Source organism: Streptomyces sp. NPDC051776, from assembly GCF_040681345.1.
Classification (GTDB): Bacteria; Actinomycetota; Actinomycetes; order Streptomycetales; family Streptomycetaceae; genus Streptomyces.
In genome coordinates, this window is record NZ_JBFAYQ010000002.1 from 196,021 (window position 1) to 220,839 (window position 24,819).

General features: G+C 68.2%; 19 protein-coding genes. 12 read left to right on the plus strand and 7 right to left on the minus strand.

Translation table 11 applies throughout. The features are described 5' to 3' along the window. Positions 1–55 precede the first annotated feature (55 nt). Complete coding sequence (locus AB0M26_RS02905) at positions 56–1,600, plus strand: CCA tRNA nucleotidyltransferase (RefSeq protein ID WP_365253471.1); 1,545 nt, start codon at positions 56–58, stop codon at positions 1,598–1,600. A gap of 194 nt (positions 1,601–1,794) precedes the next feature. Here the strand turns inward: AB0M26_RS02905 and AB0M26_RS02910 are convergent, their stop codons facing one another. From AB0M26_RS02910 to AB0M26_RS02920, 3 genes are all read right to left on the minus strand, one after another. Further along, positions 1,795–3,111 (minus strand): MFS transporter, encoded by a 1,317-nt coding sequence (locus AB0M26_RS02910; RefSeq protein WP_365253474.1) that lies wholly within the window; start codon positions 3,109–3,111, stop codon positions 1,795–1,797. Positions 3,112–3,202: 91 nt separating this feature from the next. Then, entirely contained in the window at positions 3,203–4,285 is a 1,083-nt protein-coding gene (locus AB0M26_RS02915; protein ID WP_365253477.1) for an inositol-3-phosphate synthase, read from the minus strand. Between the two features lie 49 nt (positions 4,286–4,334). Continuing rightward, positions 4,335–5,006: a helix-turn-helix transcriptional regulator gene (locus AB0M26_RS02920; RefSeq protein ID WP_365253480.1), complete on the minus strand. Its 672-nt coding sequence runs from the start codon at positions 5,004–5,006 to the stop codon at positions 4,335–4,337. 357 nt (positions 5,007–5,363) lie between these two features. Between AB0M26_RS02920 and AB0M26_RS02925 the strand changes: the two genes are divergently transcribed. Both AB0M26_RS02925 and AB0M26_RS02930 read left to right on the plus strand, forming a co-directional pair. Continuing rightward, positions 5,364–7,958, plus strand: coding sequence for a transglycosylase domain-containing protein (locus AB0M26_RS02925; protein WP_365253483.1), 2,595 nt, complete (start codon positions 5,364–5,366; stop codon positions 7,956–7,958). A 96-nt stretch (positions 7,959–8,054) separates the two neighbouring features. Further along, positions 8,055–9,566: a glycosyltransferase 87 family protein gene (locus AB0M26_RS02930; RefSeq protein ID WP_365253486.1), complete on the plus strand. Its 1,512-nt coding sequence runs from the start codon at positions 8,055–8,057 to the stop codon at positions 9,564–9,566. Positions 9,567–9,693: 127 nt separating this feature from the next. On the opposite strand, the gene AB0M26_RS02935 is transcribed toward AB0M26_RS02930, so the two are convergent. The 3 genes from AB0M26_RS02935 to AB0M26_RS02945 all read right to left on the minus strand — a co-directional run bounded on the left by AB0M26_RS02935 (position 9,694) and on the right by AB0M26_RS02945 (position 12,442). Further along, a complete protein-coding gene (locus tag AB0M26_RS02935) occupies positions 9,694–10,725 on the minus strand; it encodes an alanine racemase (protein ID WP_365253489.1) in 1,032 nt (343 codons plus the stop codon). A 109-nt stretch (positions 10,726–10,834) separates the two neighbouring features. Continuing rightward, a complete protein-coding gene (locus AB0M26_RS02940; protein WP_365253492.1) occupies positions 10,835–11,953 on the minus strand; it encodes a peptidoglycan bridge formation glycyltransferase FemA/FemB family protein in 1,119 nt (372 codons plus the stop codon). Between the two features lie 171 nt (positions 11,954–12,124). Beyond that, positions 12,125–12,442, minus strand: coding sequence for a hypothetical protein (locus AB0M26_RS02945; RefSeq protein WP_365253495.1), 318 nt, complete (start codon positions 12,440–12,442; stop codon positions 12,125–12,127). A gap of 262 nt (positions 12,443–12,704) precedes the next feature. Here AB0M26_RS02945 and rpsF point away from each other — a divergent pair, with 262 nt between their 5' ends. The 4 genes from rpsF to rplI all read left to right on the plus strand — a co-directional run bounded on the left by rpsF (position 12,705) and on the right by rplI (position 14,417). Beyond that, a complete protein-coding gene (rpsF, locus tag AB0M26_RS02950) occupies positions 12,705–12,995 on the plus strand; it encodes a 30S ribosomal protein S6 (protein ID WP_360848225.1) in 291 nt (96 codons plus the stop codon). A gap of 70 nt (positions 12,996–13,065) precedes the next feature. Continuing rightward, entirely contained in the window at positions 13,066–13,656 is a 591-nt protein-coding gene (locus AB0M26_RS02955; protein ID WP_365253498.1) for a single-stranded DNA-binding protein, read from the plus strand. A 60-nt stretch (positions 13,657–13,716) separates the two neighbouring features. Further along, complete coding sequence (gene rpsR, locus AB0M26_RS02960) at positions 13,717–13,953, plus strand: 30S ribosomal protein S18 (protein ID WP_055472526.1); 237 nt, start codon at positions 13,717–13,719, stop codon at positions 13,951–13,953. Between the two features lie 17 nt (positions 13,954–13,970). Continuing rightward, on the plus strand, positions 13,971–14,417 hold the full coding sequence (gene rplI / locus AB0M26_RS02965) for a 50S ribosomal protein L9 (protein ID WP_365253501.1): 447 nt from the start codon (positions 13,971–13,973) through the stop codon (positions 14,415–14,417). Positions 14,418–14,830: 413 nt separating this feature from the next. Here the strand turns inward: rplI and AB0M26_RS02970 are convergent, their stop codons facing one another. Beyond that, positions 14,831–16,171 (minus strand): MATE family efflux transporter, encoded by a 1,341-nt coding sequence (locus AB0M26_RS02970; protein WP_365253503.1) that lies wholly within the window; start codon positions 16,169–16,171, stop codon positions 14,831–14,833. Between the two features lie 505 nt (positions 16,172–16,676). Between AB0M26_RS02970 and dnaB the strand changes: the two genes are divergently transcribed. From dnaB to AB0M26_RS02995, 5 genes are all read left to right on the plus strand, one after another. Next, positions 16,677–18,155 (plus strand): replicative DNA helicase, encoded by a 1,479-nt coding sequence (dnaB, locus tag AB0M26_RS02975; RefSeq protein ID WP_365253506.1) that lies wholly within the window; start codon positions 16,677–16,679, stop codon positions 18,153–18,155. Between the two features lie 197 nt (positions 18,156–18,352). Then, the gene (locus AB0M26_RS02980; protein ID WP_365253509.1) at positions 18,353–19,081 is read left to right on the plus strand and encodes a TnsA-like heteromeric transposase endonuclease subunit; all 729 of its coding nucleotides are present in this window, start codon (positions 18,353–18,355) and stop codon (positions 19,079–19,081) included. Then, entirely contained in the window at positions 19,078–21,207 is a 2,130-nt protein-coding gene (locus AB0M26_RS02985; RefSeq protein ID WP_365253512.1) for a helix-turn-helix domain-containing protein, read from the plus strand. Before AB0M26_RS02980 ends, AB0M26_RS02985 begins: the two co-directional genes overlap by 4 nt. Then, positions 21,200–22,342, plus strand: coding sequence for an AAA family ATPase (locus AB0M26_RS02990; protein ID WP_365253515.1), 1,143 nt, complete (start codon positions 21,200–21,202; stop codon positions 22,340–22,342). The genes AB0M26_RS02985 and AB0M26_RS02990 overlap by 8 nt, the downstream gene beginning before the upstream one ends. Next, entirely contained in the window at positions 22,339–24,783 is a 2,445-nt protein-coding gene (locus AB0M26_RS02995; protein WP_365253517.1) for a TniQ family protein, read from the plus strand. The genes AB0M26_RS02990 and AB0M26_RS02995 overlap by 4 nt, the downstream gene beginning before the upstream one ends. The last annotated feature ends 36 nt before the right edge of the window (positions 24,784–24,819 follow it).

Sequence of the window (24,819 nt, forward strand, 5' to 3'; positions counted from 1 at the left end):
GTCCCTGGGGAATCGGGGACGCTCCGGGAAGCCGGGCCACGTACCCTGTTCTGTTGTGCCGAACGCCAACCATGACAGCCAGACCCCGCAGACCCCGCAGACCCCGCAGAACTCGCGGACCCCGCAGAACTCGCGGACCCCGCAGACCGCTCCGCCTGTGAGCCCCCTCAGCCAAGCGCAGCGCCGGGCCGTGAGTGAACTGCTACGAGTGTCGCCCGTCGCCGACGATCTCGCCCGCCGTTTCCGGGACGCCGGGCACACGCTTGCTCTGGTCGGCGGTTCCGTGCGGGACGCGCTGCTCGGGAGGCTCGGCAACGATCTCGACTTTACGACGGATGCCCGCCCCGAGGACGTGCTGAAGATCGTCCGGCCCTGGGCCGACACTGTGTGGGAGGTCGGCATCGCCTTCGGCACGGTCGGCTGCATGCGCAGGAGCCGCAGCGGCGGCGAGGACCGCGAGTACCAGATCGAGGTGACCACGTACCGGTCGGAGGCCTACGACAGGACGTCGCGCAAGCCCGAGGTGTCGTACGGCGAATCGATCGAGGAGGACCTCGTCCGCCGTGACTTCACCGTCAACGCGATGGCGGTCGCGCTGCCCGAGAAGGAGTTCATCGACCCCCACGGCGGCCTCCAGGACCTCGCGGCTCGCGTCCTGCGGACGCCCGGCGCACCCGAGGATTCGTTCTCGGACGATCCGCTGCGGATGATGCGTGCCGCCCGGTTCGCGGCCCAGTTGGATTTCGATGTCGCGCCTGAGGTTGTGAGAGCGATGACGGCAATGGCGGACCGTATCGGGATCGTCTCCGCGGAGCGCGTACGGGATGAGTTCAACAAGCTGATCCTCTCGGCCCACCCGCGCAAGGGGCTGAAGCTGCTCGTCGACACAGGTCTGGCGGACCACTTCCTGCCGGAGCTTCCGGCGCTGAAGCTGGAGCGGGACGAGCACCACCGGCACAAGGACGTCTACGAGCACTCCCTCATCGTCCTCGAACAGGCCATTGGCCTCGAGGACGGCGAGCCGGACCTCGTCCTGAGGTTGGCGGCGCTGCTGCACGACATCGGCAAGCCGAAGACACGGCGCTTCGAGAGCGACGGCCGCGTCTCCTTCCACCACCACGAAGTGGTTGGCGCGAAGTTGGCGAGGTCGCGGCTGACCAAGCTGAAGTATCCGAACGAGACCGTGAAGGACGTCTCCCGGCTGGTGGAGCTGCATCTGCGGTTCCACGGCTACGGGACGGGCGAGTGGACCGACTCCGCGGTCCGCCGGTACGTACGCGATGCCGGGCCTCTGCTCGACCGGCTGCACAAGCTGACCCGCTCGGACTGCACGACACGGAACAAGCGGAAGGCCGCGGGGCTCTCCCGGGGGTACGACGGTCTGGAGGAACGCATCGCGCAGCTCCAGGAGCAAGAGGAGCTGGACGCGATCCGGCCGGACCTGGACGGGAACGAGATCATGGAAATCCTCGGGGTGAAGCCGGGGCCGGTCGTGGGCAAGGCCTACAAGCACCTTCTGGAGCTTCGGCTGGAGCACGGCCCCATGCAGCGGGACGACGCCGTGGCGGCCCTCAAGGAGTGGTGGACCGTCCAGAGGTGACGGCGGCCGAGGTTGCATGTTTCACGTGAAACAGGGGCGCCGCCGTTCCACGCGGCGCCCCTTCGTGTCTGGTGCCCCGGAGAGCCCGTCCCCGGACCCGGCGATCCGTCGCAGCTCTTCGCCATGTCTGGTGCACAGGGGCTCGTTTCACGTGAAACAACGGACGCACGGCGTGGGTAGAAGTGCCACGCGGCTCACGCGTCGTGTTTCACGTGAAACACGACCTCCCGATTAGGCCGAATGGGTCTACCGACAGAGACGACGGCGGCGTAGATCACGGCGATGAGGATGACCAGAACCGCCGACCGCCCATCCGGGGGCAGCATGAGCGCCGCCACCCCCGCCGCCGCGACGAAGGCGACATTGAAGAGCATGTCGTAGAGGGAGAAGATGCGGCCGCGGAAGGCGTCATCGACGGATGACTGAATGATGGTGTCCGTTGCGATCTTCGCTCCCTGGGTCGCGAGGGCCAGGACGAAGGCGGCGGCCAGCATCGGCTCCGGCTCGAAGAGGAGACTCAGCCCGGGCTCGAGAACGGCCGCGACGGCGGAGCATGTGATGATCCAGCGCACATGTGCGTCGGGCCCCAGCCAGTTGATGGCGACGAGCCGGTCGATCGCCCATGGGGTGACCACCGCCGAGGCGAAGAATCCCGCTCCGGTGACAACCACGGCGAGGCCCAGGAGTGCGAGCCCTTCCGACTCGGTCTCCGACCACGCGTAGCGGCACAGCATCAGCACCATCACCGTCAGTGCGCCGTAGCAGAAGCGCATCAGGCTCATCGCGGTGAGCGCCCGTGCGGCCAGACGCCGTTGGTTGAGGTGTCGCAGTCCGAGCGCCAGGCCCTCGACCGTGCTCCTCAGCGCCTTTCGGAGCCCGGGTTGGACCAACTCCGGGTCAGGGCCGAGCAGTTCGCGGCCCATCCTCAGCGCGGCGAGTCCGGCGCACAAATACAGCCCCGCTCCCAGCAGCACCGTTACGGCGTCCGACTCCGCGCCCGCAAGACGTACGGCGAAGGCGAGCCCGCCGCCGGCCGTAGCCGCCAGCGTCCCGGCAGTAGGGGACACGGAGTTGGCCATGACGAGCCGCTCTCGGTCGACGACGCGGGGCAGCGCGGCGGAGAGTCCCGCGAGAACGAAGCGGTTGACGGCAGTCACCGACAGCGCCGAGGCGTAGAAGAGCCAGTCGGGTACCGCGGCGACGATCAGCACCGCGGTGCCGCACGCCAGAACGGCTCGGAGGAGATTGCCGTAGAGCAGGACCTGGCGGCGCCGCCATCGGTCGAGCAGAACGCCCGCGAACGGGCCGATGAGGGAGTACGGCAACAGCAGGACGGCCATGGCCGAGGCGATGGCCGCCGGGGACGTCTCCCTCTCCGGGGAGAAGACGACGTATGTGGCGAGCGCGACCTGGTACACGCCGTCGGCGAGCTGCGACAGGATGCGGACGGCCAGCAGTTGCCGGAAGCCGCGCAGTCCCAGCAGTACGCGCAGATCACGCAGAACAGCCATGCCGCACAGCCTCACACAGCACGCGGACCCCCGGGCGTATTGCCCGAGGGTCCGCGATCACGAGCCAGAGGCGGTGCGCCGGAGCAGACTCCTAGCGCTCGACCTCGCCCTTGATGAACTTCTCGACGTTCTCTCGGGCCTCGTCGTCGAAGTACTGCACGGGCGGCGACTTCATGAAGTACGAGGACGCCGAGAGGATCGGACCGCCGATACCGCGGTCCTTGGCGATCTTCGCGGCACGCAGGGCGTCGATGATGACACCGGCCGAGTTGGGGGAGTCCCAAACCTCGAGCTTGTACTCCAGGTTCAGCGGCACGTCTCCGAAAGCCCGCCCCTCGAGACGGACGTAGGCCCACTTTCGGTCGTCCAGCCAGGCCACGTAGTCGGACGGGCCGATGTGGACGTTGTTCTCGCCGAGGTCGCGGTCCGGGATCTGCGACGTGACGGCCTGGGTCTTGGAAATCTTCTTGGACTCAAGGCGCTCGCGCTCGAGCATGTTCTTGAAGTCCATGTTGCCGCCGACATTGAGCTGCATCGTGCGGTCCAGGATGACGCCCCGGTCCTCGAACAGCTTGGCCATCACGCGGTGCGTGATCGTCGCGCCCACCTGCGACTTGATGTCGTCACCGACGATCGGCACACCGGCCTCGGCGAACTTGTCCGCCCACTCCTTGGTGCCGGCGATGAAGACCGGCAGAGCGTTGACGAAGGCCACCTTGGCGTCGATCGCGCACTGGGCGTAGTACTTGGCGGCGTCCTCGGAGCCGACCGGCAGGTAGCAGACCAGCACGTCGACCTGCTTGTCCTTGAGGACCTGGACGACGTCGACCGGCTCCTCGTCGGACTGCTCGATGGTTTGGAGGTAGTACTTGCCCAAGCCGTCGAGGGTGTGGCCGCGCTGCACCGTGACACCGGTGGAGGGCACGTCGCAGATCTTGATGGTGTTGTTCTCGCTGGCACCGATGGCGTCCGCGAGGTCGAGGCCGACCTTCTTCGCGTCCACGTCGAAGGCGGCCACGAACTCGACGTCACGCACGTGGTAGTCGCCGAACTGCACGTGCATCAGACCGGGCACGCGGCTGTCCGGGTCGGCGTCCTTGTAGTACTCGACGCCCTGCACCAGCGAGGCGGCGCAGTTGCCCACGCCGACGATGGCTACGCGAACCGAACCCATTCCGGTTGCTCCCTGTGTGTACTCGAAGAAGCCCTGCGGGGTGCAGGACTCAATTTGCGGTGTCGTCGGACGGATCCGGCCGGGCGCTACCCCGGTTCCGGGGCAGGCCGCCCGTGCTCTCTGACTGGTCCGGGGATTCCGGGGCGGACCGCTGCTGATCACGCCCCGCCCGCTCGCTCTCGATCAGCTCGTTGAGCCAGCGGACCTCGCGCTCCACCGACTCCATCCCGTGCCGCTGCAGCTCAAGGGTGTAGTCGTCCAAGCGCTCGCGGGTACGGGCCAGGGACGCGCGCATCTTCTCGAGGCGCTCCTCGAGCCTGCTGCGCCGCCCTTCCAGCACCCGCATCCGTACGTCGCGCGACGTCTGTCCGAAGAACGCGAAGCGGACGCCGAAGTGCTCGTCCTCCCACGCGTCGGGACCGGTGTGGGCGAGCAGCTCCTCGAAGCGTTCCTTTCCCTCCGCCGTCAACCGGTAGACGATCTTCGCCCGGCGGCCGGCGAGGGAAGCGGCGAGCGCGTCCTCCGGTGCACTGCCCGGCTCCTCGATCAACCATCCCTGTCCGACCAAGGTCTTCAGGCAGGGGTAGAGGCTGCCGTAGCTGAACGCCCGGAAGACGCCCAGCGAGGTGTTGAGCCGCTTGCGCAGCTCGTAGCCGTGCATAGGGGACTCCCGGAGCAGGCCCAGAACGGCGAATTCGAGGATGCCGGAGCGCCTGCTCATCCCTCGCCTCCTGTGGTTCTGCCGTTCCCTATGACGCTGTGATGTATCGACTCGATACATCCAGACGATAGAACGCTCCTCCGGCTGCGACAAGAGGGGAAGCCGTGAACGGCGTCACATCACTGATTCGTGGGAATCAACTTGCCTGATTTGGGGTGAACATGGGCCCTGGGTGGGTTTTGGACGTGCGTAGTCTGTGCGCCATGCAGACCACCGGGAACCACGGAACACCGTGGAGCGTCCTCGTCCTTGGTGCAGTGCGGTCACCGGCCGGATTGCCGGCGTCCGCATGTCGGGGGGACCGGAAGTCATCTGTCGCTTTCAGGCGATAGCGCCTGCCCGAGGAGTAACAGTTCCATGAGCGAGCACCGTCGCAAGCCACCGCAGTCGCATGGCGGTGGACGCGCTGCGGCCCGGCGCGGGGCAGGGCAGCCTCCGTCCGGCCGCCGAGCCGCACCTCAGCGCGGCGCCAACCGGTCCGCCGCGGCCGGCGACACGCGTCCCTACGGCGGGCGAGCGGAGGCCCGGCGTGCTGCCCAGAGAGCCGGCGGTGGCAGCAGGCGGCGTGCGGCGGCCGCCGAGGCGGGTGGGAGGGCGGCCTCGCGCCGTGCAATGGCCCGTGAGCCGCAGCCGAAGCGTTTCATCGACTACCCGCGCGCCGGTGAGGCCGGGATGCGGCGCTGGGTGCCGTCCTGGAAGCTCATCACCGGATCGATCTTCGGGTTCTTCGCGCTGATCATCGGCGCGGCCGGCCTGGCGCTCGCCTTCGTGGTGGAGGTGCCCGACCCCAGCCAGGCGGCGCAGTCGGAGAGCAACGTCTTCTACTGGTCCGACGGTTCGCAGATGGCCGCGACCGGTGGCGACGTCAACCGGCAGATCGTCCCGATCACCTCGATTCCCAGGTCGATGCAGAACGCGGTGATCTCTGCTGAGAACGCCACCTTCTACGAGGACTCCGGCGTCAGCCCCGTCGGTATCGCGCGCGCCGTGTTCAACATGGCCCGGGGAGGCGACACCCAGAGTGGTTCCACAATCACTCAGCAGTACGTGAAGAACGCCATGCTCAGCCAGGACCAGACGCTCACGCGCAAGGTCAAGGAACTCTTCATCTCCATCAAGGCGGACTCGAAGCTCAGCAAGAACGAGATCCTGCAGGGCTACCTGAACACCGCCTACTACGGCCGCGGCGCCTACGGCATTCAGGCGGCCGCCCAGGCGTACTACAACAAGGACTGCGACGAGCTGACCGCCACCGAGAGCGCCTTCCTCTCGGCCGTCCTGAACGGCCCGAACTTCTACGACCCGGCCGGCGGCATCGGCGACGACGCCACCAAGCTCCTCAACACCCAGCGGGCCAAGGAGCGTTGGGCCTGGACGCTCGGCCGTGAGGTCCAGGTCAACAAGATGAGCGCCGCCGAGCGCAGCCGCATCCTCGCCGACGGCTTCCCGACGCCCAAGGACCCGAAGCTCGCCAAGGGGCTGTCCGGCCAGAACGGATATCTGGTCGAGACGGCCCAGAAGTACGTCATCAAGCAGACGAACCTCAGCCCGGACGACCTGTCCAAGGGCGGCTACCAGATCCACACGACCTTCGACAAGAAGAAGACCGCACTGCTCGAGAAGGCGGTCAACGCGTCGCGCAAGGCATACCTCGACAAGAAGAGGCGCGAGCGGGACAAGTACGTGCAGTTCGGTGGCGCGTCGGTCGACCCCAATACCGGCAAGATCATCGCGCTCTACGGCGGCGAGGGGTACGACCAGAACCACTTCAGCAACAACGCTGACACCTCCGGTGTCCCGGTGGGTTCGACCTGGAAGCCGTACGTGCTGGCCGCGGCGATGAAGTACGGCACGTACCGAAGCGATGGCCAGGGCATCCCGCCCACGAGCAAGTACAACGGCAACGACCGGCTGGTGATCAAGGACCGCGAGGGCCAGCCCATCCCCGGCCCGGACGGCCAGCCGTTCCGCCAGAAGAACGAGAGCGACCGGCCCTGGGGCTTCATCTCGCTCAAGAAGGCGATGGAGCAGTCCGTGAACGCGCCGTTCGCACAGCTCGGCGTCGACGTCGGCCTGGGCAACGTCAAGCAGGTCGCCATGGACACCGGCATCCTCGAGGCGAGCATGGACAAGCTGAACGTGTCCTACTCCCTCGGTACGTCCACCCCCAGCGCGATCCGCATGGCCGACTCGTACGGCACCTTCGCCACCTCCGGTCAGCACTACGAGCCGTACTCGGTGACCAAGGTGGAGAAGGAGGGGCAGGAGCTCGAGGGCTTCGATGCGCCCAAGCCGAAGCAGGCGCTCGAGAACAACGTCGCGAACAACGTGACGAAGGTTCTGGAGAACGTGATCGAGAACGGCACGGCGCAGAAGGCCAAGGCGCTCGGGCGGTTCGCGGCGGGCAAGACCGGTACCACCGACGAGAACAAGTCGGCGTGGTTCGTGGGCTACACCAAGCAGCTCTCGACCTCGGTCGCCATGTTCCGCAACGACCCGGAGAGCAAGAAGCTGCTCTCCATGAACGGCACCGGTGGCTTTGATTCGATCCACGGTGGTGCCATTCCGACCGAGATCTGGACCGACTACATGAAGGGGGCGCTCAAGGGGCAGGAGAACCGCCCGTTCCCGGAGCCGGAGCCCATTGGCGAGCCGGTCGACCAGGCGGGCGCTCCGTCGCCGACTCCGACGCCGTCGGACACGCCCACGGCCTCGCCCTCCGACCAACCCACCCAGTCGCCCAGCGGGACGCCGTCCACGTCGCCGAGCCCCTCGGACACGTGCAGCGTCTTCGACCCGCAGTGCCAGTCGGGTGGTGGCGCCAACGGCAACGGCGGGAATGGCAACAACGGAGGCAACGACGGCGGGTCCACAGGCTCGCCGACACCACCGACCGGTGGAAACGACAGCGGCGGAATTTTCGGCGGCCCGACCGGCACACGCCGGGAATGACTGCCGCGGGCACCGCCCCGCCGTACGACACAGCCCCCGCCCGGTCCGACCGGGCGGGGGCTTCGTCGTCGACGCGCGTGCGGCAGTATGTGGCCCATGACGAGCGTGCACGAGGACCGGCGCCGGCAGCCCGCACGGCCCACAGCGGAGGACCCGGTGGCAACGGCCGCGAGCGAGCTGATCGGCGGACCGGCCGGGCGGCGGGTGCTGCCCGGCGCCGGCTGGTGGACGCCGGTGCGGGTGATCGCGGTCGTCGCGATCGGCATGTTCGCGCTGGGCATGGTGCAGAAGCTGCCCTGCTACAACGGCGGCTGGTTCTTCGGGGCCACCAGCCAGTACACGCACGCCTGCTACTCCGACATCCCGCATCTCTACAACGCGCGCGGCTTCGCATCCGGCCTGACCCCGTACCTCGACCGGCTGCCCGGTGACATGGAGTACCTGGAGTATCCGGTCCTGACCGGGTTCTTCATGCAGGTCGCGGCTTGGTTGACCCCCGGCAGCGGGTCCATCGTGGCCCGCGAGCAGATCTACTGGCTGGTCAATGCGGGCATGCTGATGGCCTGCACCGCGGTGATCGCTGTCTGTGTGGCCCGTACGCACCGCCGCCGCCCCTGGGACGCCCTGCTCGTCGCCCTGGCACCCGCCTTCGCGCTGACCGCCACCATCAACTGGGATCTGTTCGCGGTCGCCCTCACCGCCGCGGGCATGCTCTTGTGGTCCCGCAGCCGGCCGATGGCCGCCGGGATCCTCATCGGGCTGGCCACTGCCGCCAAGTTGTACCCGATTCTGCTGCTCGGGCCGCTGCTCGTACTGTGCCTGCGCGCGGGGCGGCTCCGCGCGTGGGGTTGGGCGGCGGGCGGCGCGGTCGCGGCGTGGCTGGTCGTCAACCTGCCGGTGATGGCGCTCGCGCCCGAGGGATGGCAGAAGTTCTACACGTTCAGCCAGGAGCGGCCGGTCGACTTCGGCTCGTTCTGGCTGATCATCTCCCAGCGCACGGGGAACCCGCTCGCCGGCGCGAACACCTGGGCCACGGCGCTCACCCTGCTGCTGTGCGCCGGAATCGCCGTCCTCGCGCTGTACGCACCGCGCCGTCCGCGCTTCGCGCAGCTCGCCTTCCTCGTTGTCGCGATCTTCATCCTCTTCAACAAGGTCTACTCGCCGCAGTACGTGCTGTGGCTCATCCCGCTGGCGGCGCTCGCCCGGCCCCGGTGGCGCGACTTTCTGATCTGGCAGACCTGCGAGGTGCTCTACTTCACCGGAATCTGGATGTATCTCGCGTACACCTCCAGCGGTGACAAGCACCATGGACTGCCCCTGGAGGGCTACCAGTTCGCGATCCTGCTGCACCTGCTGGGGACGCTGTACCTGTGCGCCGTCGTGATCCGGGACGTGCTGATGCCCGAGCGGGACCCCGTACGCCGTGACGGCTCCGACGACCCCTCGGGCGGTGTGCTGGACGGGGCGCCGGACGCCGTGGTCCTCGGGCATCGGCGGCATGCGCGGCACGCGGCGCACTACGAGGGCGGCACGCACGTGCAGTGGGGCGCGACGCAGCGGAGCCGGGCGCGGTACGGCGGGGTGGCTCGGCCTGAGGGCGGGCGCTGACAGCTCCCGAGGCTCCTGAGGCGGGGCGGGGCCGCCGTAGGGCCTCAGCGGTCGACGACGCGGACGCGCGTGGTCGACGCACCGGTCTCAGCGTCGACGCACCTGCCTCAGCGGTCGACGACGCGCCTCAGCGGTCGACGACCCGGTCGACCTGCGTCGTGGTGTGTCGCAGGTGCGCCACCAGTTCCTCGCCGACCTTCGGCTCCGGCGCGTCGAGCGGGATGAACAGCAGCGAGACCTGCATGTGCGGCGGCTCGGCGAACCAGCGCTGCTTGCCCGCCCACATGAACGGCGAGAGGTTGCGGTTGACGGTCGCCAGACCGGCCCGGGCCACGCCCTTGGCGCGCGGCATCACACCGTGCAGCGCCTTGGGGGCCTCGAGCCCCACGCCATGGGACGTCCCACCGGCGACGACGACGAGGTAGCCGTCGGCGGCTGCCTTCTGCTGGCGGTAGCCGAAGCGGTCGCCCTTGACGACCCGCGTGACGTCCAGGACTGCGCCGCGGTACTCCGTGGCCTCGTGGTCGCCCAGCCAGAAGCGGGTGCCGATACGGGCGCGGAAGCGGGTCTGCGGGAACTGCTGCTGGAGGCGGGCGAGTTCATCGGCGGCCAGATGGCTCACGTACATGGTGTGCAGCGGCAGCCGGGCCGTGCGCAGCCGGTCCATCCAGCCGATGACCTCCTCGACCGCGTCGGAGCCGTCGGTGCGGTCGAGCGGCAGGTGGATCGCGAAGCCCTCGAGCCGTACGTCCTCGATCGCGGCGTGCAGCATCGGGAGGTCCTGCTCGCTGACGCCGTGTCGCTTCATGCTGCTCATGACCTCGATGACGACGCGCGCCCCGACGAGGCCGTGAACGCCCTCGACGGAGGAGACCGAGCGGATGACGCGGTCGGGCAGCGGGACGGGCTCCTCGCCGCGGCGGAAGGGCGTGAGGACGACGACGTCGCCGCTGAAGTAGTCCTTCATACGGGCGGCTTCGTAGGTGGTGCCGACGGCGATCATGTCGGAGCCGAAGCGGCCCACCTCGTCGGCCAGCCGCTCGGGGCCGAAGCCGTAGCCGTTGCCCTTGCAGACCGGGACGATGCCGGGGAACTGCTGGATCACCTTCTGCTGATGCGCCCGCCAGCGTGCGGTGTCGACGTAGAGGGTGAGCGCCATGGCCGGTACGGAACCTCTCTCGTGGCTGCGGTGTATAGAAGATATGAAGCGGAGAACGTGGGGGACGGTTGCGTCGGCGGCGGAGCTGCCGGGAGTTCCGGCAGCGGGGTCAGCGGCGCGACATGTAGATGTCGAGAGCCTTGTGCAGCAGCTTATTCAGCGGGAAGTCCCACTCGCCGAGGTATTCGGCGGCTTGGCCGCCTGTGCCGACCTTGAACTGGATCAAGCCGAAGAGGTGGTCGCTCTCGTCGAGGGAGTCGCTGATGCCGCGCAGGTCGTAGACGGTCGCGCCGAGCGCGTAGGCGTCGCGCAGCATCCGCCACTGCATGGCGTTGGAGGGCCGGACCTCCCGCTTGTGGTTGGCGGAGGCGCCGTAGGAGTACCAGACGTGGCCGCCTACGATCAGCATGGTCGCGGCGGCGACCGCCTCGCCCTCGTGCGTGGCGAAGTAGAGGCGCATCCGGTTGGGGTCCTCGGCGTTGAGGGCCGTCCACATCCGCTGGAAGTAGCCGAGGGGGCGTGGGCGGAAGTGGTCGCGATCAGCGGTGATTTCGTAGAGACGCTGCCACTCGGGGAGGTCGTCGTAGCTGCCCTGGACGACCTCGACGCCGGCCTTCTCGGCCTTCTTGATGTTGCGGCGCCAGAGTTGGTTGAAGCTCTTGAGGACGTCCTCGAGGGAGCGGTTCTCCAGCGGGACCTGGAAGACGTACCGGGGCTGGACGTCACCGAAGCCCGCGCCTCCGTCCTCGCCCTGCTGCCAGCCCATGCGTCGCAGCCGGTCGGCGACCTCGAAGGCTCGCGGCTCGATGAAGGTCGCCTCGACGTCGCGCAGCCGCTTCACATCCGGGTTCTGGATCCCCGACTTGACCGCCGCGGCGTCCCAGCGGCGGATGACGACCGGGGGGCCCATCTTCACGGAGAAGGCACCCTGTTGCTTCAGGTGCGAGAGCATCGGCTGCAGCCAGTCCTCGAGGTTCGGCGAGAACCAGTTGATCACCGGGCCCTCGGGCAGATAGGCGAGATACCGCTTGATCTTGGGGAGCTGCCGGTAGAGGACCAGTCCGGCACCGACGAGCTGGCCGGACTGGTCGAACCACCCGAGGTTCTCCGCGCGCCATTCGGCCTTCACATCGGCCCATGCCGGGACCTGCATGTGGCTGGCCGAGGGCAGGCTCTGGATGTACGCCAGATGCTGCTCGCGGCTGATCGTCCTCAGGGTCAGGCTCATGCGGGGCGCTCCTCGGCAGGTGTGTCCCCAGGGTCGGGGCTCCGGCTCTCGCCGGGAAGCCTACTGCGCCAAGACCCGCGCCCTCCTGGGGACGGTGCGGCAGTCCGGGTGCCATCCCCCGACGGATCGGACTGCTCCCCGCTGTTCCTGCGCCCCGTACTCCAGGCCGTACTAGCCGAACAGCCCGCCGCGGGACATGCCGAGGTAGAAGCCGACCGCGGCTGCGCCGAGGCCGACGATGAGAAGGAAGCGCTCGCTCGTGGTCGCCGAGATCATCTGGCCCCACGCACCCGTCAGCACCCCGACCAGACCGGTCCAGGACGCGATCAGGTGGAGGCTGCTGAACTGCGCGGTGATGAAGGCCACGACACCCAGCACCACCGTGGCGGCGACGAGGCTGTTCTCGACGGGATGGGCCTTGCCGTCGCTGTTGAGCACCGAGCTGAGGGCGGATAGGGGGCCGTTGTGTTGACGAACTGGCTGCGCCATGGGGCACCTCCTGGCGAAGGGCGGCGCACTGTAGCGCCGCACACACCCGATGTGTACAGATTGCGGCCACCCGAGGCCGGATTTCAACCGGAAGGCTCGGTCCAGGTACTGTGTACCGTCTGCACAGGTGTCTGCCCTGGCCGGCGGAGGTCCCCCACACGGGACGGACCGCGCTGTCAGTGGCAGCCGATACCGTGCTACGCATCGACCCTCCTGCCACGGAAAGACCGTGGCCGCTGAGTCCAGAGGAGGTGGGTTCCACATGCGTCACTACGAGGTGATGGTCATCCTCGACCCCGATCTCGAGGAGCGCGCTGTCTCCCCGCTGATCGAGAACTTCCTGTCCGTGGTCCGCGAGGCCAACGGAAAGGTGGAGAAGGTCGACACCTGGGGCCGTCGTCGTCTCTCGTACGAGATCAACAAGAAGCCCGAGGGCATCTACTCGGTCATCGATCTGCAGGCCGAGCCTGCAGCCGTCAAGGAGCTCGACCGTCAGATGAACCTGAACGAGTCGGTCCTCCGGACGAAGGTCCTCCGCCCCGACACCCACTGAGCCAAGGCTCAGTGTCAGTCGGGTTCGAGTAGCAAGCAGCCAAGCAGCACACCCGCCGAGAGGTTCACCCATGGCAGGCGAGACCGTCATCACGGTCGTCGGCAATCTCGTCGACGACCCCGAGCTGCGCTTCACCCCGTCCGGTGCGGCGGTCGCGAAGTTCCGCGTCGCGTCCACTCCCCGCACCTTCGACCGCCAGACCAACGAGTGGAGGGACGGCGAGAGCCTCTTCCTCACGTGCTCGGTGTGGCGTCAGGCGGCGGAGAACGTCGCCGAGTCCCTCACGCGAGGCACTCGCGTGATCGTGCAGGGCCGCCTCAAGCAGCGGTCGTACGAGGACCGCGAGGGCGTCAAGCGCACGGTCTACGAGCTCGATGTCGACGAGGTCGGCGCCAGCCTGCGCAATGCCACGGCCAAGGTCACCAAGACCACCGGCCGCGGCGGACAGGGCGGCTTCGGCGGCGGTGGCGGCCAGGGTGGCGGCGGCTGGGGCGGTGGCTCCGGTGGCGGCCAGCAGGGCGGCGGGGCTCCCGCCGACGACCCCTGGGCGACCAGCGCACCGGCCGGCGGCCAGCAGGGCAGCGGCGGTGGCGGCTGGGGCGGTGGCTCCGGTGGCTCCGGCGGCTCCGGTGGCGGCTACTCGGACGAGCCGCCCTTCTAGGCCCGCGGGGCCTGGTCAGGGCGACCAGCACAAACTTCTTGATCACACTGGAGAGAGACAATGGCGAAGCCGCCTGCTCGCAAGCCGAAGAAGAAGGTTTGCGTGTTCTGCAAGGAGAAGATCTCCTACGTCGACTACAAGGACACGAATCTGCTGCGGAAGTTCATTTCCGACCGCGGCAAGATCCGTGCCCGCCGCGTGACCGGCAACTGCACCCAGCACCAGCGTGACGTCGCCACGGCCGTGAAGAACAGCCGTGAGATGGCGCTGCTGCCCTACACCTCGACGGTTCGCTAAGGGAGGGTGGCAGACTCATGAAGATCATCCTCACTCACGAGGTCTCCGGCCTCGGTACCGCCGGCGACGTCGTGGACGTCAAGGACGGATACGCTCGCAACTACCTGGTCCCGCGCGGCTTTGCGATCCGCTGGACCAAGGGCGGTGAGAAGGACGTCGAGCAGATCCGCCGGGGCCGCAAGATCCGCGAGATCGCCACGATCGAGCAGGCCAATGCGGTCAAGGCGCAGCTCGAGGCCGTGAAGGTCCGTCTGGCCACCCGCTCGGGGGAGGCCGGCCGCCTCTTCGGCTCCGTCACCCCGGCCGACATCGCCTCGGCGATCAAGGACGCCGGTGGACCGGACGTGGACAAGCGTCGCATCGAGGTCGGTTCGCCGATCAAGACCCTGGGCGCGCACCAGGTGTCCGTGCGTCTGCACGCCGATGTCTCCGCGACGATTCCCGTCGAGGTCGTCCCGGCGTAACTGCCGCGCTCGGTACAACGCGACGAAGGGCCGCACCTGTCGGTGCGGCCCTTCGCTTGTGGAGCGGTGACGGGCGGCGGTGCCGGGCCGATCCGGGAGTGGTGCCGGGCCCGGGAGAGTGCGGGGTCCAGTGCGAGAGTGTTGCGAGCACCGCGGGAAGCTCGGTACCGCGACCCTCGTTGCTCGGGCCCACCGACATGGTGGCCGTCACTGGGCAAAGTGCCGTGGGATGCGCCGTGTTGAGGCGGCGAGTCGCGGTCACGGGTGGTGACCACCCCGTCGACGGTTGCGGGTGGTGGCCACCGGGTCGATAGTGCGGCGATGCGGCGATGCGGCGATGCGGCGATGCGGCGATGCGGCGATGCGGCGATGCGGCGGGACGGGCGTTGGCGGACATCCTGGGGCCCGGTGTCTCAGCCCCGGGCGGCGCCCGTGACCAACCAGCGGCCCGACCGGGTGCGGATGGCCAGCGTAAGCATCCGAACGAGCATCATCAGGCCCATCACCCACCACAGCGCCGTCAGACCGCCCCCCAGACTCGGTACGGCGAGGGCCACCGGAGCGAAGACGGCCAGGGTCACGATCATCGCCCCGGCGAGATACGGTCCGTCGCCGGCACCCATGAGCACCCCGTCGAGGACGAAGACCACACCGGCGATGGGCTGGGTTAGGGCCACGACCAGCAGGGCGGGCAGCAGCAGTTCGTGCACGGCGTGGTCGCTGGTGAACATCGGCAGCAGCAACGGCCTGCCCGCCGCGACCAGGAGGCCGAGCACGACGCCCGACCAGATGCCCCACTGCACCATGCGGCGGCAGACCGCCTTCGCCCCGGCCGTGTCCTCCGCGCCCAAGTACCGCCCGATGATGGCCTGTCCTGCGATGGCGATGGCGTCGAGGGCGAAGGCGAGCAGTGACCAGAGGGTGAGGACGATCTGGTGCGCGGCGATATCGGCGTCACCGAGCCGGGTCGCGACCGCCGTGGCGATCATCAGGATCGCGCGCAGCGAGAGCGTACGAACCAGGAGCGGAGCTCCGGCCTGTGCCGAGGCCCGGATGCCCGCGACGTCGGGGCGCAGCGAAGCACCGTGCCGCCGGGCACCGCGTACGACGACGGTGAGATAGGTCGCGGCCATGGCGCACTGGGCGATGACCGTGCCCCACGCGGAGCCCGCGATGCCCAGTCCGGCGCCGTAGACCAGAAGGGCGTTGAGGGCGGCGTTCGCGGTGAAGCCGCCGATGGCGACGTACAGCGGGGTGCGGGTGTCCTGCAGGCCGCGCAGGACTCCGGTGGCCGCGAGCACCACGAGCATCGCGGGGATACCGAACGCGCTGATGCGCAGATACATGACGGCGTGTGGTGCCGCGGTGTCGGATGCTCCGAAGAGGTCGACCAGGCCCGGCGCGGTGGGCATAGCCACGGTGACCAAGAGGGCACCGAGTAGCAAGGCGAGCCAGATGCCGTCCATGCCCTGCCGGATCGCGGAGGGGAGGTCGCCCGCGCCGACCCGCCGCGCCACGGCAGCCGTTGTGGCGTAGGCGAGGAAGACGAAGACGTTCACGGAGGTCAGCAGCAGGGCCGCGGCGATGCCCAGACCTGCGAGCTGCGGGGTGCCCAGGTGTCCGACGATGGCGCTGTCGACCATGACGAAGAGCGGTTCCGCGACCAGGGCCCCGAAGGCGGGCAGAGCGAGGGAGACGATCTCGCGGTCGTGACGGCGGGGGCTGCGCTTCTCGGTCGAGGGGGCCAGGGTCATGGGCGCCAATGTAATCTTCCACAGGTAAGAGATGCAATCCCGTTCTGGTCCTTACCTGAGATCATCTGTGCCGATCTTGTGTGCGCCGTTTGTCGCGATCTTGCCCCGCTCGGGAAAGTTTTTCTTCTGCACAGCCGGTGGACGGTAAACGTGCAGGTCAGAGTAGTAGACGTGGGGTGGCCGTGGGTTTGTCCACAGCGTCGTCCCCCGTGCTGTGCACAGGTTCGACGGCCTTCTCCACAGGATGTGCCGCGTCGTCCACATGGCCTGTGGATAACCATCTTGGCTGACGGTGGCGGCAGCCCTACCGTAGGGCGGCGCCCGCCGCCTGTTCCGGCCCTCATCGTGCCCGTCCGGGGCTTTCTCCGGACCCTCGGACCGTCGAGCCGTAACCGGAGCCGGGCCATCTTGTTTGTCAGAGGCGTGCCCTAAGAAAAGAGGCACGACGTATCAGGGGTGCACGGGGGCGGAACGACCCGCGTCGCGTACGGGAGGAGGTGTCGCGGTGAGCCAGCAGGAGACGGAAGACCCGTGGGCGGCGGACGTGGGCCCCAGCGACCGCCTCCCCGCGTCCCGTTCCCGCGGAGACGAGCGAGGGCGTTACGGGGACCGGCACGACCGCGGTTCCGACAACTGGTCAGGCGGAGGCGGGGGGACGCCATTCGAGCGCGTGCCGCCCCAGGACCTCGACGCCGAACAGTCGGTCCTCGGCGGCATGCTCCTCTCCAAGGACGCCATCGCCGATGTGGTGGAGGTCCTGAAGGGCACCGACTTCTACCGTCCCGCCCACGAGACGATCTATCAGGCGATCCTCGACCTCTACGCCAAGGGCGAGCCCGCCGACCCGATCACCCTCGCCGCCGAGCTGACCAAACGCGGCGAGATCGCCCGCGTCGGCGGCGCCTCGTATCTGCACACGCTGGTCCAGTCGGTCCCGACCGCCGCCAACGCGGAGTACTACGCCGAGATCGTCCACGAGCGTGCCGTGCTGCGCCGCCTCGTCGAGGCCGGCACCCGCATTACGCAGATGGGCTATGCGGCCGACGGCGATGTCGACGAGATCGTCAACACCGCGCAGGCCGAGATCTACGCCGTCACCGAGCAGCGCACCAGCGAGGACTACCTTCCGCTCGGCGACATCATGGAAGGCGCCCTCGACGAGATCGAGGCCATCGGCTCGCGCAGCGGCCAGATGTCCGGTGTGCCGACGGGCTTCACCGACCTGGACTCCCTGACCAACGGCCTGCACCCCGGCCAGATGATCGTCATCGCGGCCCGTCCCGCGATGGGTAAGTCGACGCTGGCGCTGGACTTCGCGCGGTCGTGCTCGATCAAGAGCAATCTGCCCAGCGTGATCTTCTCGCTCGAAATGGGGCGCAACGAGATCGCGATGCGTCTGCTGTCCGCCGAGGCGCGCGTGGCGCTGCACCACATGAGGTCGGGGAGCATGACCGACGAGGACTGGACGCGGCTCGCCCGCCGCATGCCGGACGTGTCGCAGGCGCCGCTCTACATCGACGATTCGCCGAACCTCTCGATGATGGAGATCCGCGCCAAGTGCCGCCGCCTGAAGCAGCGGAACGATCTGCAACTGGTGATCATCGACTACCTCCAGCTCATGCAGTCGGGCAACTCCCGCCGGCCCGAGAGCCGCCAGCAGGAGGTCTCGGACATGTCCCGTAACCTCAAGCTGCTCGCCAAGGAGCTCGAGATCCCGGTCATCGCGCTCTCGCAGCTCAACCGTGGCCCGGAGCAGCGGACGGACAAGAAGCCGATGGTGTCGGACCTGCGTGAGTCCGGTTCGATCGAGCAGGACGCCGACATGGTCATCCTGCTGCACCGCGAGGACGCGTACGAGAAGGAGTCGCCGCGCGCGGGCGAGGCGGATCTCATCGTCGCCAAGCACCGCAACGGCCCGACGGCCACGATCACCGTCGCCTTCCAGGGCCACTACTCGCGCTTCGTCGACATGGCCCAGACCTGAGCGGTCCGGTGTAGGTTCTCTGTCTCCGTGTCATTTTCTCCGCTGTCGTGTCATGGCGATGGCAGTCCTGACAGCATCTGGAGACACACAGTTCAGGGGCATCGCTCGATCAGGTGGTGCCCCTGAATTGCGCCTCCTGCGGTACGTGCCGGGTGCGACTCTCGTCGTGCCGAGCTGAGTGGCCGACAGGGGGGATCATGGATATCGGACCGGCTGACGACGTGATGGTGAGCCGCCGTCGTGTCGATGGGGGCATTGAGGAGAACCGCCCCTGGGAGGCTGTGGATATCTCCCGGCTGTCGCAGGTGTCGCCGTGGCGTACGTTCCGCTGGTACAGCGGGCAGCGGCACTACTCGGGTACGTACTGGTCGGCGACGGTACGCGACCACGTGATCTACGAGTCGAGGCTGGAGCTTTCGCGGCTGCTGCTCGCCGACTTCGATCCGTCGGTACAGCACATCGTGGCCCAGCCGTTCCTACTGAAGGCGCGGGTGCAGGGCAAAGTCCGCAAGCACATCCCTGACTACCTGTTGCTGACGCGGGAGGGGCCGCTGGTCGTCGATGTGAAGCCGAGTCGCCGGCTGGAGATTCCGGAGGTGGCGTTCACCTTCGCCTGGACACACCAGGTCGTGCAGGACCGCGGGTGGGGGTATCAGGTGCTGAGCGAACCGGAGTCGGCGTTGTTGGAGAACGTGCGGTTCCTCGCCGGATACCGCCGTGACTGGCTTTTCCCCGCTGACCTGCTGGAAGCGGCCGATGGGGCCGTCGTGGACGGGATGGCCCTTGAGGAGGCCCTCGGTGCGGTGGGCGGGTTCGCCTCGGAGCTTGTTCGGGCCGGGGTCTTCCACCTGCTGTGGTCCGGCCGGTTCACGACGGACCTTCGTCAACCGCTGGGCCTTGCACATGTGTTGCGGAGGCCGGCGTGAGTGGGGCCGGCACACGGGTGGGCATCGGCACTCACTTCCGCTACGACGGCGAGACCGTCGAGGTGGTGGAGATGGCCGCGACCGGGGCAGGCAACGAAGTGGTCCTCAAGAACGCCTGCGGAGGACTGCTGCGGGTCAGCCTCAAGGAACTGCTCTTCTCCGATCGGGCAGCAATCATTCCTGCTCAGGATGGCCCCGGGGCCACCGACGAGGAGGAACTCGCAGGGGTCGTGCTGGGGCAGCTGTCAGAGCCGCAACGACGGCAGGTGATTGAGCAGGCAGAGCATGTCAGGGAGATGCTGACGGGCTTCCGCTCTGGGAGCCGCGAGCTGGCCCGCGACGGGGAGCCACACCCGCAGTTCGCACCGGACCTTCCCCTGGACGCCCGTTACGCCGCCAAGGCGGCCGAACTCGGCGTCGCGGACCGCACGGTGCGACGGTGGGCGGCGGCCTACCAGCGCGGCGGCGAAGCAGGGCTGGCGCCGCGGACGCGGCCGGTGAAGTCCGCTGCTGACCGGGTCGACGAGCGGTGGGTCGAGACCGCGCTGGAGGTGATGGTCGAGCACGCCGATGCCTCGAAGCCGTCGCGCAAGATGGTGATCGATCGCACCAGGGCCCGCGTCATCGCCCGCTATGGGCCCGAGGTGGTGCGGCTGCCGAGCCAAGCAGTCGCCTACCGGGTGCTGGCAGAGCTGGAGCGTCGGCATCCGCTGTTCCGGCTGAGTACGAAGCGGAACCGGGACATTGCCGACCGGCCGGAGGGGCCTTACGGGAAGTTGCGGCCGACCAGGCCGGGTGAGTACCTGCTGATGGATTCCACACGGCTGGATGTGTTCGCGTTCGATCCGCTCACGCTGCGATGGGTGCGGGCCGAGCTATCGGTGGGGATGGATTGGTACACCCGCTGCATCACCGGGCTCAGGGTGACGCCGGTCTCAACGAAGGCCGTGGATGTGGCAGCGGTCCTCTTCGAATCCTTCCGCCCCCGGCCCTTCGGGAAGGACTGGCCGCGCGGGGCGGTCTGGCCCGAGCACGGCATCCCGCGCACCGCGCTGGTGGATGTTGCCGTCGAAGGGGTGGGTCTGGCCTCGCCACCGATCGCGCCGGAGACGCTGGTGGTCGACCACGGCAAGGTCTACGTCTCGGACCACCTCAGCAGTGTCTGCCGCCGGATGGGGGTCTCGATCCAGCCTGCTCGGCTCCGCACAGGGCGGGACAAGGGGCCGGTGGAGCGGTTCTTCCGCACCCTGCGGGAGGACCTGCTGCAAGCCCTGCCCGGCTACAAGGGGCCTGACATCCACTCCCGCGGCGAGGACCCGGAAGGTGAGGCGTTCTTCTTCCTCGATGAGCTGGAGGAGATCATCCGGGAGTGGACCGCGACCACGTTTCACTGCCGACCGCACTCCGGTCTTGTCGACCCGGGGTTGCCGGGGCTGCGGATGTCCCCGGCGCAGATGTTCGAGCACGGCATGGCCAGGGCCGGGCACATCGAGGTTCCCCGCGATCGCGACCTCGCCTTCGAGTTCCTGCCCACGAAGTGGCGCACGATCCAGCACTACGGTGTTGAGATCGACGGCCGCCGCTACCGCGGTCCCGGTCTGCCTCCGGCGGGGACGAAGAGCCCTTACACCTACCACGGCAAGCACAACCACTGGCCGTTCCAGGTCAACCCCGACGACATCACGAAGATCTACTTCCGGGACCGGGACCGGACCTGGCATGCGTTGAAGTGGGAGCACGCCCCCGAGATACAGATGCCGTTGAGCGAGGAGGCCCTAACCTTTGCCCGGAATCTCGCGGCGAAGAAGTACACCCACGTCGACGACCGCCTCGCTGTCGCGGATCTGCTGGAGCGCTGGAACGCGGGGCTGGGGGCCACACCTGCCGAGCGGCGCATGGCGCTTCGGCTCTCGCGTGAGCAGGCCATCGGCCTGCCCGACGCCGATCCGAGCAACGCGGTGTTCCTGCCTTCGGTCCGTCGGGCTTTGGACGATGCGGACGAAGCCGAGCAGGTAGTGCCAGGCGAGGTCGATGCGGCAGAGGGCGACGATGACGCCGCCGACTTCGAGGACTCGGTGGACGAGGACGATTTCTACGCGACCGCGCTGAAGGACGTCGATGACTGAGCGCCGCGACGACGGGCCCGCGCAGGACCTGCGGGCGAAACTGGACCACCTCACGCTCTCCCGCAAGGAGGGTCTCAAGCGGCTGGCCGAGGCTCCTTCGCGGCCCCAGCCCGAGGCGCTGTCGCGCCGCCAGCTCAAGGCCCTGAACGAGTCGGCACGGACTGAATACGACCGCCATCGCCGCAAGTGGCATGCGAACCTCGGACCTCTTCAGACGCCGCAAATGGCCGCGCTGCACGAGGACTTGTGGGACATCATCGACAGCAACGACCAGGACGGCGACAAGGCCAAGGGCGGCGTCGCTCTGGACGCTTTCCCCGGACTGGGCAAGACCACGGCGGTCTTAGCGTTCGCCAAGAAGTTCCACCGCCGGGAGATCGCCGAGGCGGGCGAGTTCACCAACGCTGGCTTCGAGCGCTGGCCGGTCTGCCGGGTCGGGCTCACGGCGAACACCGGGATGCGCGACCTCAACCGCGCGATCCTGGAGTTCTACGGGCACCCGGGCCGCTTCCGCGGCACCGCCTCCGACTTCGGCTACCGAGCCCTGGACTGCATCCTGTCCTGCGAGGCGAAACTCCTGATCGTCGATGACCTGCACTTCCTGCGTTGGCGGAACCGGTCCGGCGTCGAGATCAGCAACCATTTCAAATACATCGCGAACGAGTTCCCCGTCACCTTGCTGATGATCGGCGTCGGGTTGAAGATGCGCGGGCTGTTCGACGAGGGCGAGGACTTCGAGGATGCCGTCCTGGCCCAGACCGGACGTCGCACCACCCGGCTGGACATGGAGCCGTTCACCATCAAGACCGAGAAGGGACGCCGCGACTGGCGGGACATGCTGCTGGCCATCGAGCAACGCGTCGTGCTGACGGACAAGTACCCCGGCATGATCGCCGATGAGCTATCCGACTATCTCTTCGCCCGCAGCACCGGACACATCGGCTCCCTCATGACCGTGATCAACCGCGGCTGCCAGAAAGCCGTACGCACGGGCGTCGAGCGACTGGATGAGGACCTGCTGAGCACCGTGAAGACCGACGCCGCTTCTGAGGAAGCCCGGCGGGAACTTCAACTGGCCTTCGAGACCGGCAAGCTGAAGAGCCGCCCCAAGCCGAAGCGTCGCAAGGCCGCATGAACGGGGGTCTGCGGACGCTGCCGATCCGCGTCGCCCCGCTGCCAGGGGAGGCCCTGGACTCCTGGCTGGAGGCCCTCGCCCAGCGTTTGCACACGCCCTTGGGCGAGGTGACGCGGAACATCGGTCTCCCGTCCAAGGAGAGGACCGGCAACCAGATGCGGGGCATCCCGCCGGACTGGACCATTCTGATGGGACCGCAGCAGGCCGCCGCCCTTGCTGCCACGACCGGGCTGGACGAGGACCGCATCCACGCGATGACACTGCGGCACTACGACCAGCGGGCCCTGGAGATCAATATCGAGCGTCGGTACGTCAACCGACGGGTCCTCTGGGGCCGCGGCGCTGGCTCCCGCTTCTGCCCGGACTGCCTGGAGCGGAACGGAGGCCGCTGGATGCTGTCCTGGCGGCTGGGCTGGTCCTTCGCCTGCCTGCACCATCAACGACTGCTGGCGGACTGCTGCCCACACTGCGGGCGCATGCCTCGCCAGCGCTCCCGGAGTCTGCGGGCCATCCCCGACCCCCGCCGCTGCGGCAACTCACCCACCGGCCCGGAACGGTCCTTCACCAACGGCTGCGGCTTCGATCTTGCGGAAGCGGACACCCTACGGCTGGAGGCCGGCCATCCCGCGATGACGGCTCAGGCCCTCGTCAGGGAGATGATCGAGAAGGGCACCGCCGACTTCGGCGCCTACACACTCGAGCCGCAGCCGTCCGCTGCGGCGCTGTCCGACGTCCGGGCCGTCTGCGGGCGGGTGCTGTCCACCCTAATTGAGGAGGACCTTGTCCAGTGGACGGCTCATGACATCGCCGAGGCCCATCTCCGTCCCCGCCCCGGCTGCACACTCGCGGCCCGGGCTGGTGACCGGCCCGGCTTCATGGCGCCGCCCCGGGCTGTCAGTGCCGCAACCGCTGTTACCGCCGCCCTCCACGTCCTGGGCCAACCGGACATCCACCAGGCTGGGGCTGCCGTGCGTCCGTTGCTGGAAACGATCCGCGGTGAGGGAGAGGTACAGGTCAGCCCTACCTCGATCGGGCAGTGGAGCCGCAGGACCAGCCCCGTCCTGGCAGCCGTCCACCTCGCGGCGCTCGCACCTTCATGCCGTCCCATTGATCATCTACGGCACCGCTTGCCTACCCCGGTCCCCCGCCTCCCCAGAGCCACAGGCAAGGACATCGAACACCGGCGCCGGAAGATCTCCAGCGTGTTCTGGGGTTCCTGGGCTGTCCGGCTGGCCCCGCCGGATGCCATCGCCGCACGCATCCTGGCCCCGGCCCTGGCCGCCTGCCTGCTGATCGTTGACAGCCGCATCGACTACGACGCTGCCACACGACACGTCGGCAACGTGATCGACGGATCCGACATTTCCCGAGTCCTTCAGCTGCTGGACGATCAGCCCTGCTGGCCCGGCATCGTCACTGCTCTTGTCCGTCTCGCCGACCACCTGGACTCCGCCGACGTCCCCATCGACTACGCACGCCGCCGCAGCCTGGACTACACCCGTCTGCTGCCCACCGAGCGCTGGGCAGCGATCTGCCGCCGCACCGGAACCCCACGCGGCGCCGGCCGCCGTGAGCAGATGATGCGCTGCCACCTGTTCCAGCGCATCAGCAGCCTTCCCATCGAGGCCGCCCCGGGGCATCCAGGCGTCGACGACGCCGGGTTCCGCGCGGAACACGCCCACGCCGCCGCCCTGCAAACCCCAGAACTGGCCCAGGCCCTCGACGACGAGGCACGGGCCTTCCTCGCTGACCACCAGATCGACGACGAGCCGGTCAACTGGCATCCGCCCACCACGCTCCTGGACGGGCTTGCCCTTCCCGGAGCGGACCCCGACCGCGTCGATATCCAGCTTCTGCACGGGCTCGTCCGTCAGCGCAGCCGGCCTGTCCGGCACGCTGCCGAGACGCTCGGCACCAGCGTCGAGGCAGTCCGCCACCTCCTCGAGGAACACCCGGCCCCCATGCCCCCGCCGTCCGGCTCACAGGCCAGAGCCACGGGACAGATTTTCAAGAAGGCGATGGATGCCCTGCCGAAGCAGATGTTCGCCCGCCTCTACCTCGATGAGCAGCGCTCATTGCAGAAAATCGCCGACCTGACCGGGTTCTCACGCCAGACGCTGACCCGTCTCGCCCGCGAGTACGGCATCGCCCTTCGCGACGGCCCGAAGGATTACAAGCGCCGCGGGACCATCGACCGCGACTGGCTCATCGAGCAGTACGTTCACTGCCGGCGGACCCTCCCTGATCTCGCTCGCGAGAAGGGCATGAGCGTCGCGAACATGAACAGGTGGGCCCACCACCACCGCATCCCACTGAGGCCACGCGGCGGCGCGAGCCACGACACCGCATTGCGAGAACCTCGGACAACACACGGCAAGCGCGATCGAGGAAGTGACGCGGTTATCAACGGCAGCCGCCAAGACGCCGAGAGAGATGCCTGAAGTCCGGAGTGCACAGCACGGGGCATCCTCTGGTCC

Bases quoted from the DNA above. Each gene is read 5' to 3' on its own strand.
- AB0M26_RS02995 (WP_365253517.1), top strand. From the start codon at position 22,339: ATGAACGGGGGTCTGCGGACGCTGCCGATCCGCGTCGCCCCGCTGCCA.
- AB0M26_RS02935 (WP_365253489.1), bottom strand. From the start codon at position 10,725: ATGGCGCTCACCCTCTACGTCGACACCGCACGCTGGCGGGCGCATCAG.
- AB0M26_RS02945 (WP_365253495.1), bottom strand. From the start codon at position 12,442: ATGGCGCAGCCAGTTCGTCAACACAACGGCCCCCTATCCGCCCTCAGC.
- AB0M26_RS02955 (WP_365253498.1), top strand. From the start codon at position 13,066: ATGGCAGGCGAGACCGTCATCACGGTCGTCGGCAATCTCGTCGACGAC.
- AB0M26_RS02915 (WP_365253477.1), bottom strand. From the start codon at position 4,285: ATGGGTTCGGTTCGCGTAGCCATCGTCGGCGTGGGCAACTGCGCCGCC.
- AB0M26_RS02910 (WP_365253474.1), bottom strand. From the start codon at position 3,111: ATGGCTGTTCTGCGTGATCTGCGCGTACTGCTGGGACTGCGCGGCTTC.
- AB0M26_RS02970 (WP_365253503.1), bottom strand. From the start codon at position 16,171: ATGACCCTGGCCCCCTCGACCGAGAAGCGCAGCCCCCGCCGTCACGAC.
- AB0M26_RS02980 (WP_365253509.1), top strand. From the start codon at position 18,353: ATGGATATCGGACCGGCTGACGACGTGATGGTGAGCCGCCGTCGTGTC.
- AB0M26_RS02920 (WP_365253480.1), bottom strand. From the start codon at position 5,006: ATGAGCAGGCGCTCCGGCATCCTCGAATTCGCCGTTCTGGGCCTGCTC.
- AB0M26_RS02930 (WP_365253486.1), top strand. From the start codon at position 8,055: ATGACGAGCGTGCACGAGGACCGGCGCCGGCAGCCCGCACGGCCCACA.
- AB0M26_RS02925 (WP_365253483.1), top strand. From the start codon at position 5,364: ATGAGCGAGCACCGTCGCAAGCCACCGCAGTCGCATGGCGGTGGACGC.
- AB0M26_RS02940 (WP_365253492.1), bottom strand. From the start codon at position 11,953: ATGAGCCTGACCCTGAGGACGATCAGCCGCGAGCAGCATCTGGCGTAC.
- rpsF (WP_360848225.1), top strand. From the start codon at position 12,705: ATGCGTCACTACGAGGTGATGGTCATCCTCGACCCCGATCTCGAGGAG.
- AB0M26_RS02990 (WP_365253515.1), top strand. From the start codon at position 21,200: ATGACTGAGCGCCGCGACGACGGGCCCGCGCAGGACCTGCGGGCGAAA.
- rplI (WP_365253501.1), top strand. From the start codon at position 13,971: ATGAAGATCATCCTCACTCACGAGGTCTCCGGCCTCGGTACCGCCGGC.
- rpsR (WP_055472526.1), top strand. From the start codon at position 13,717: ATGGCGAAGCCGCCTGCTCGCAAGCCGAAGAAGAAGGTTTGCGTGTTC.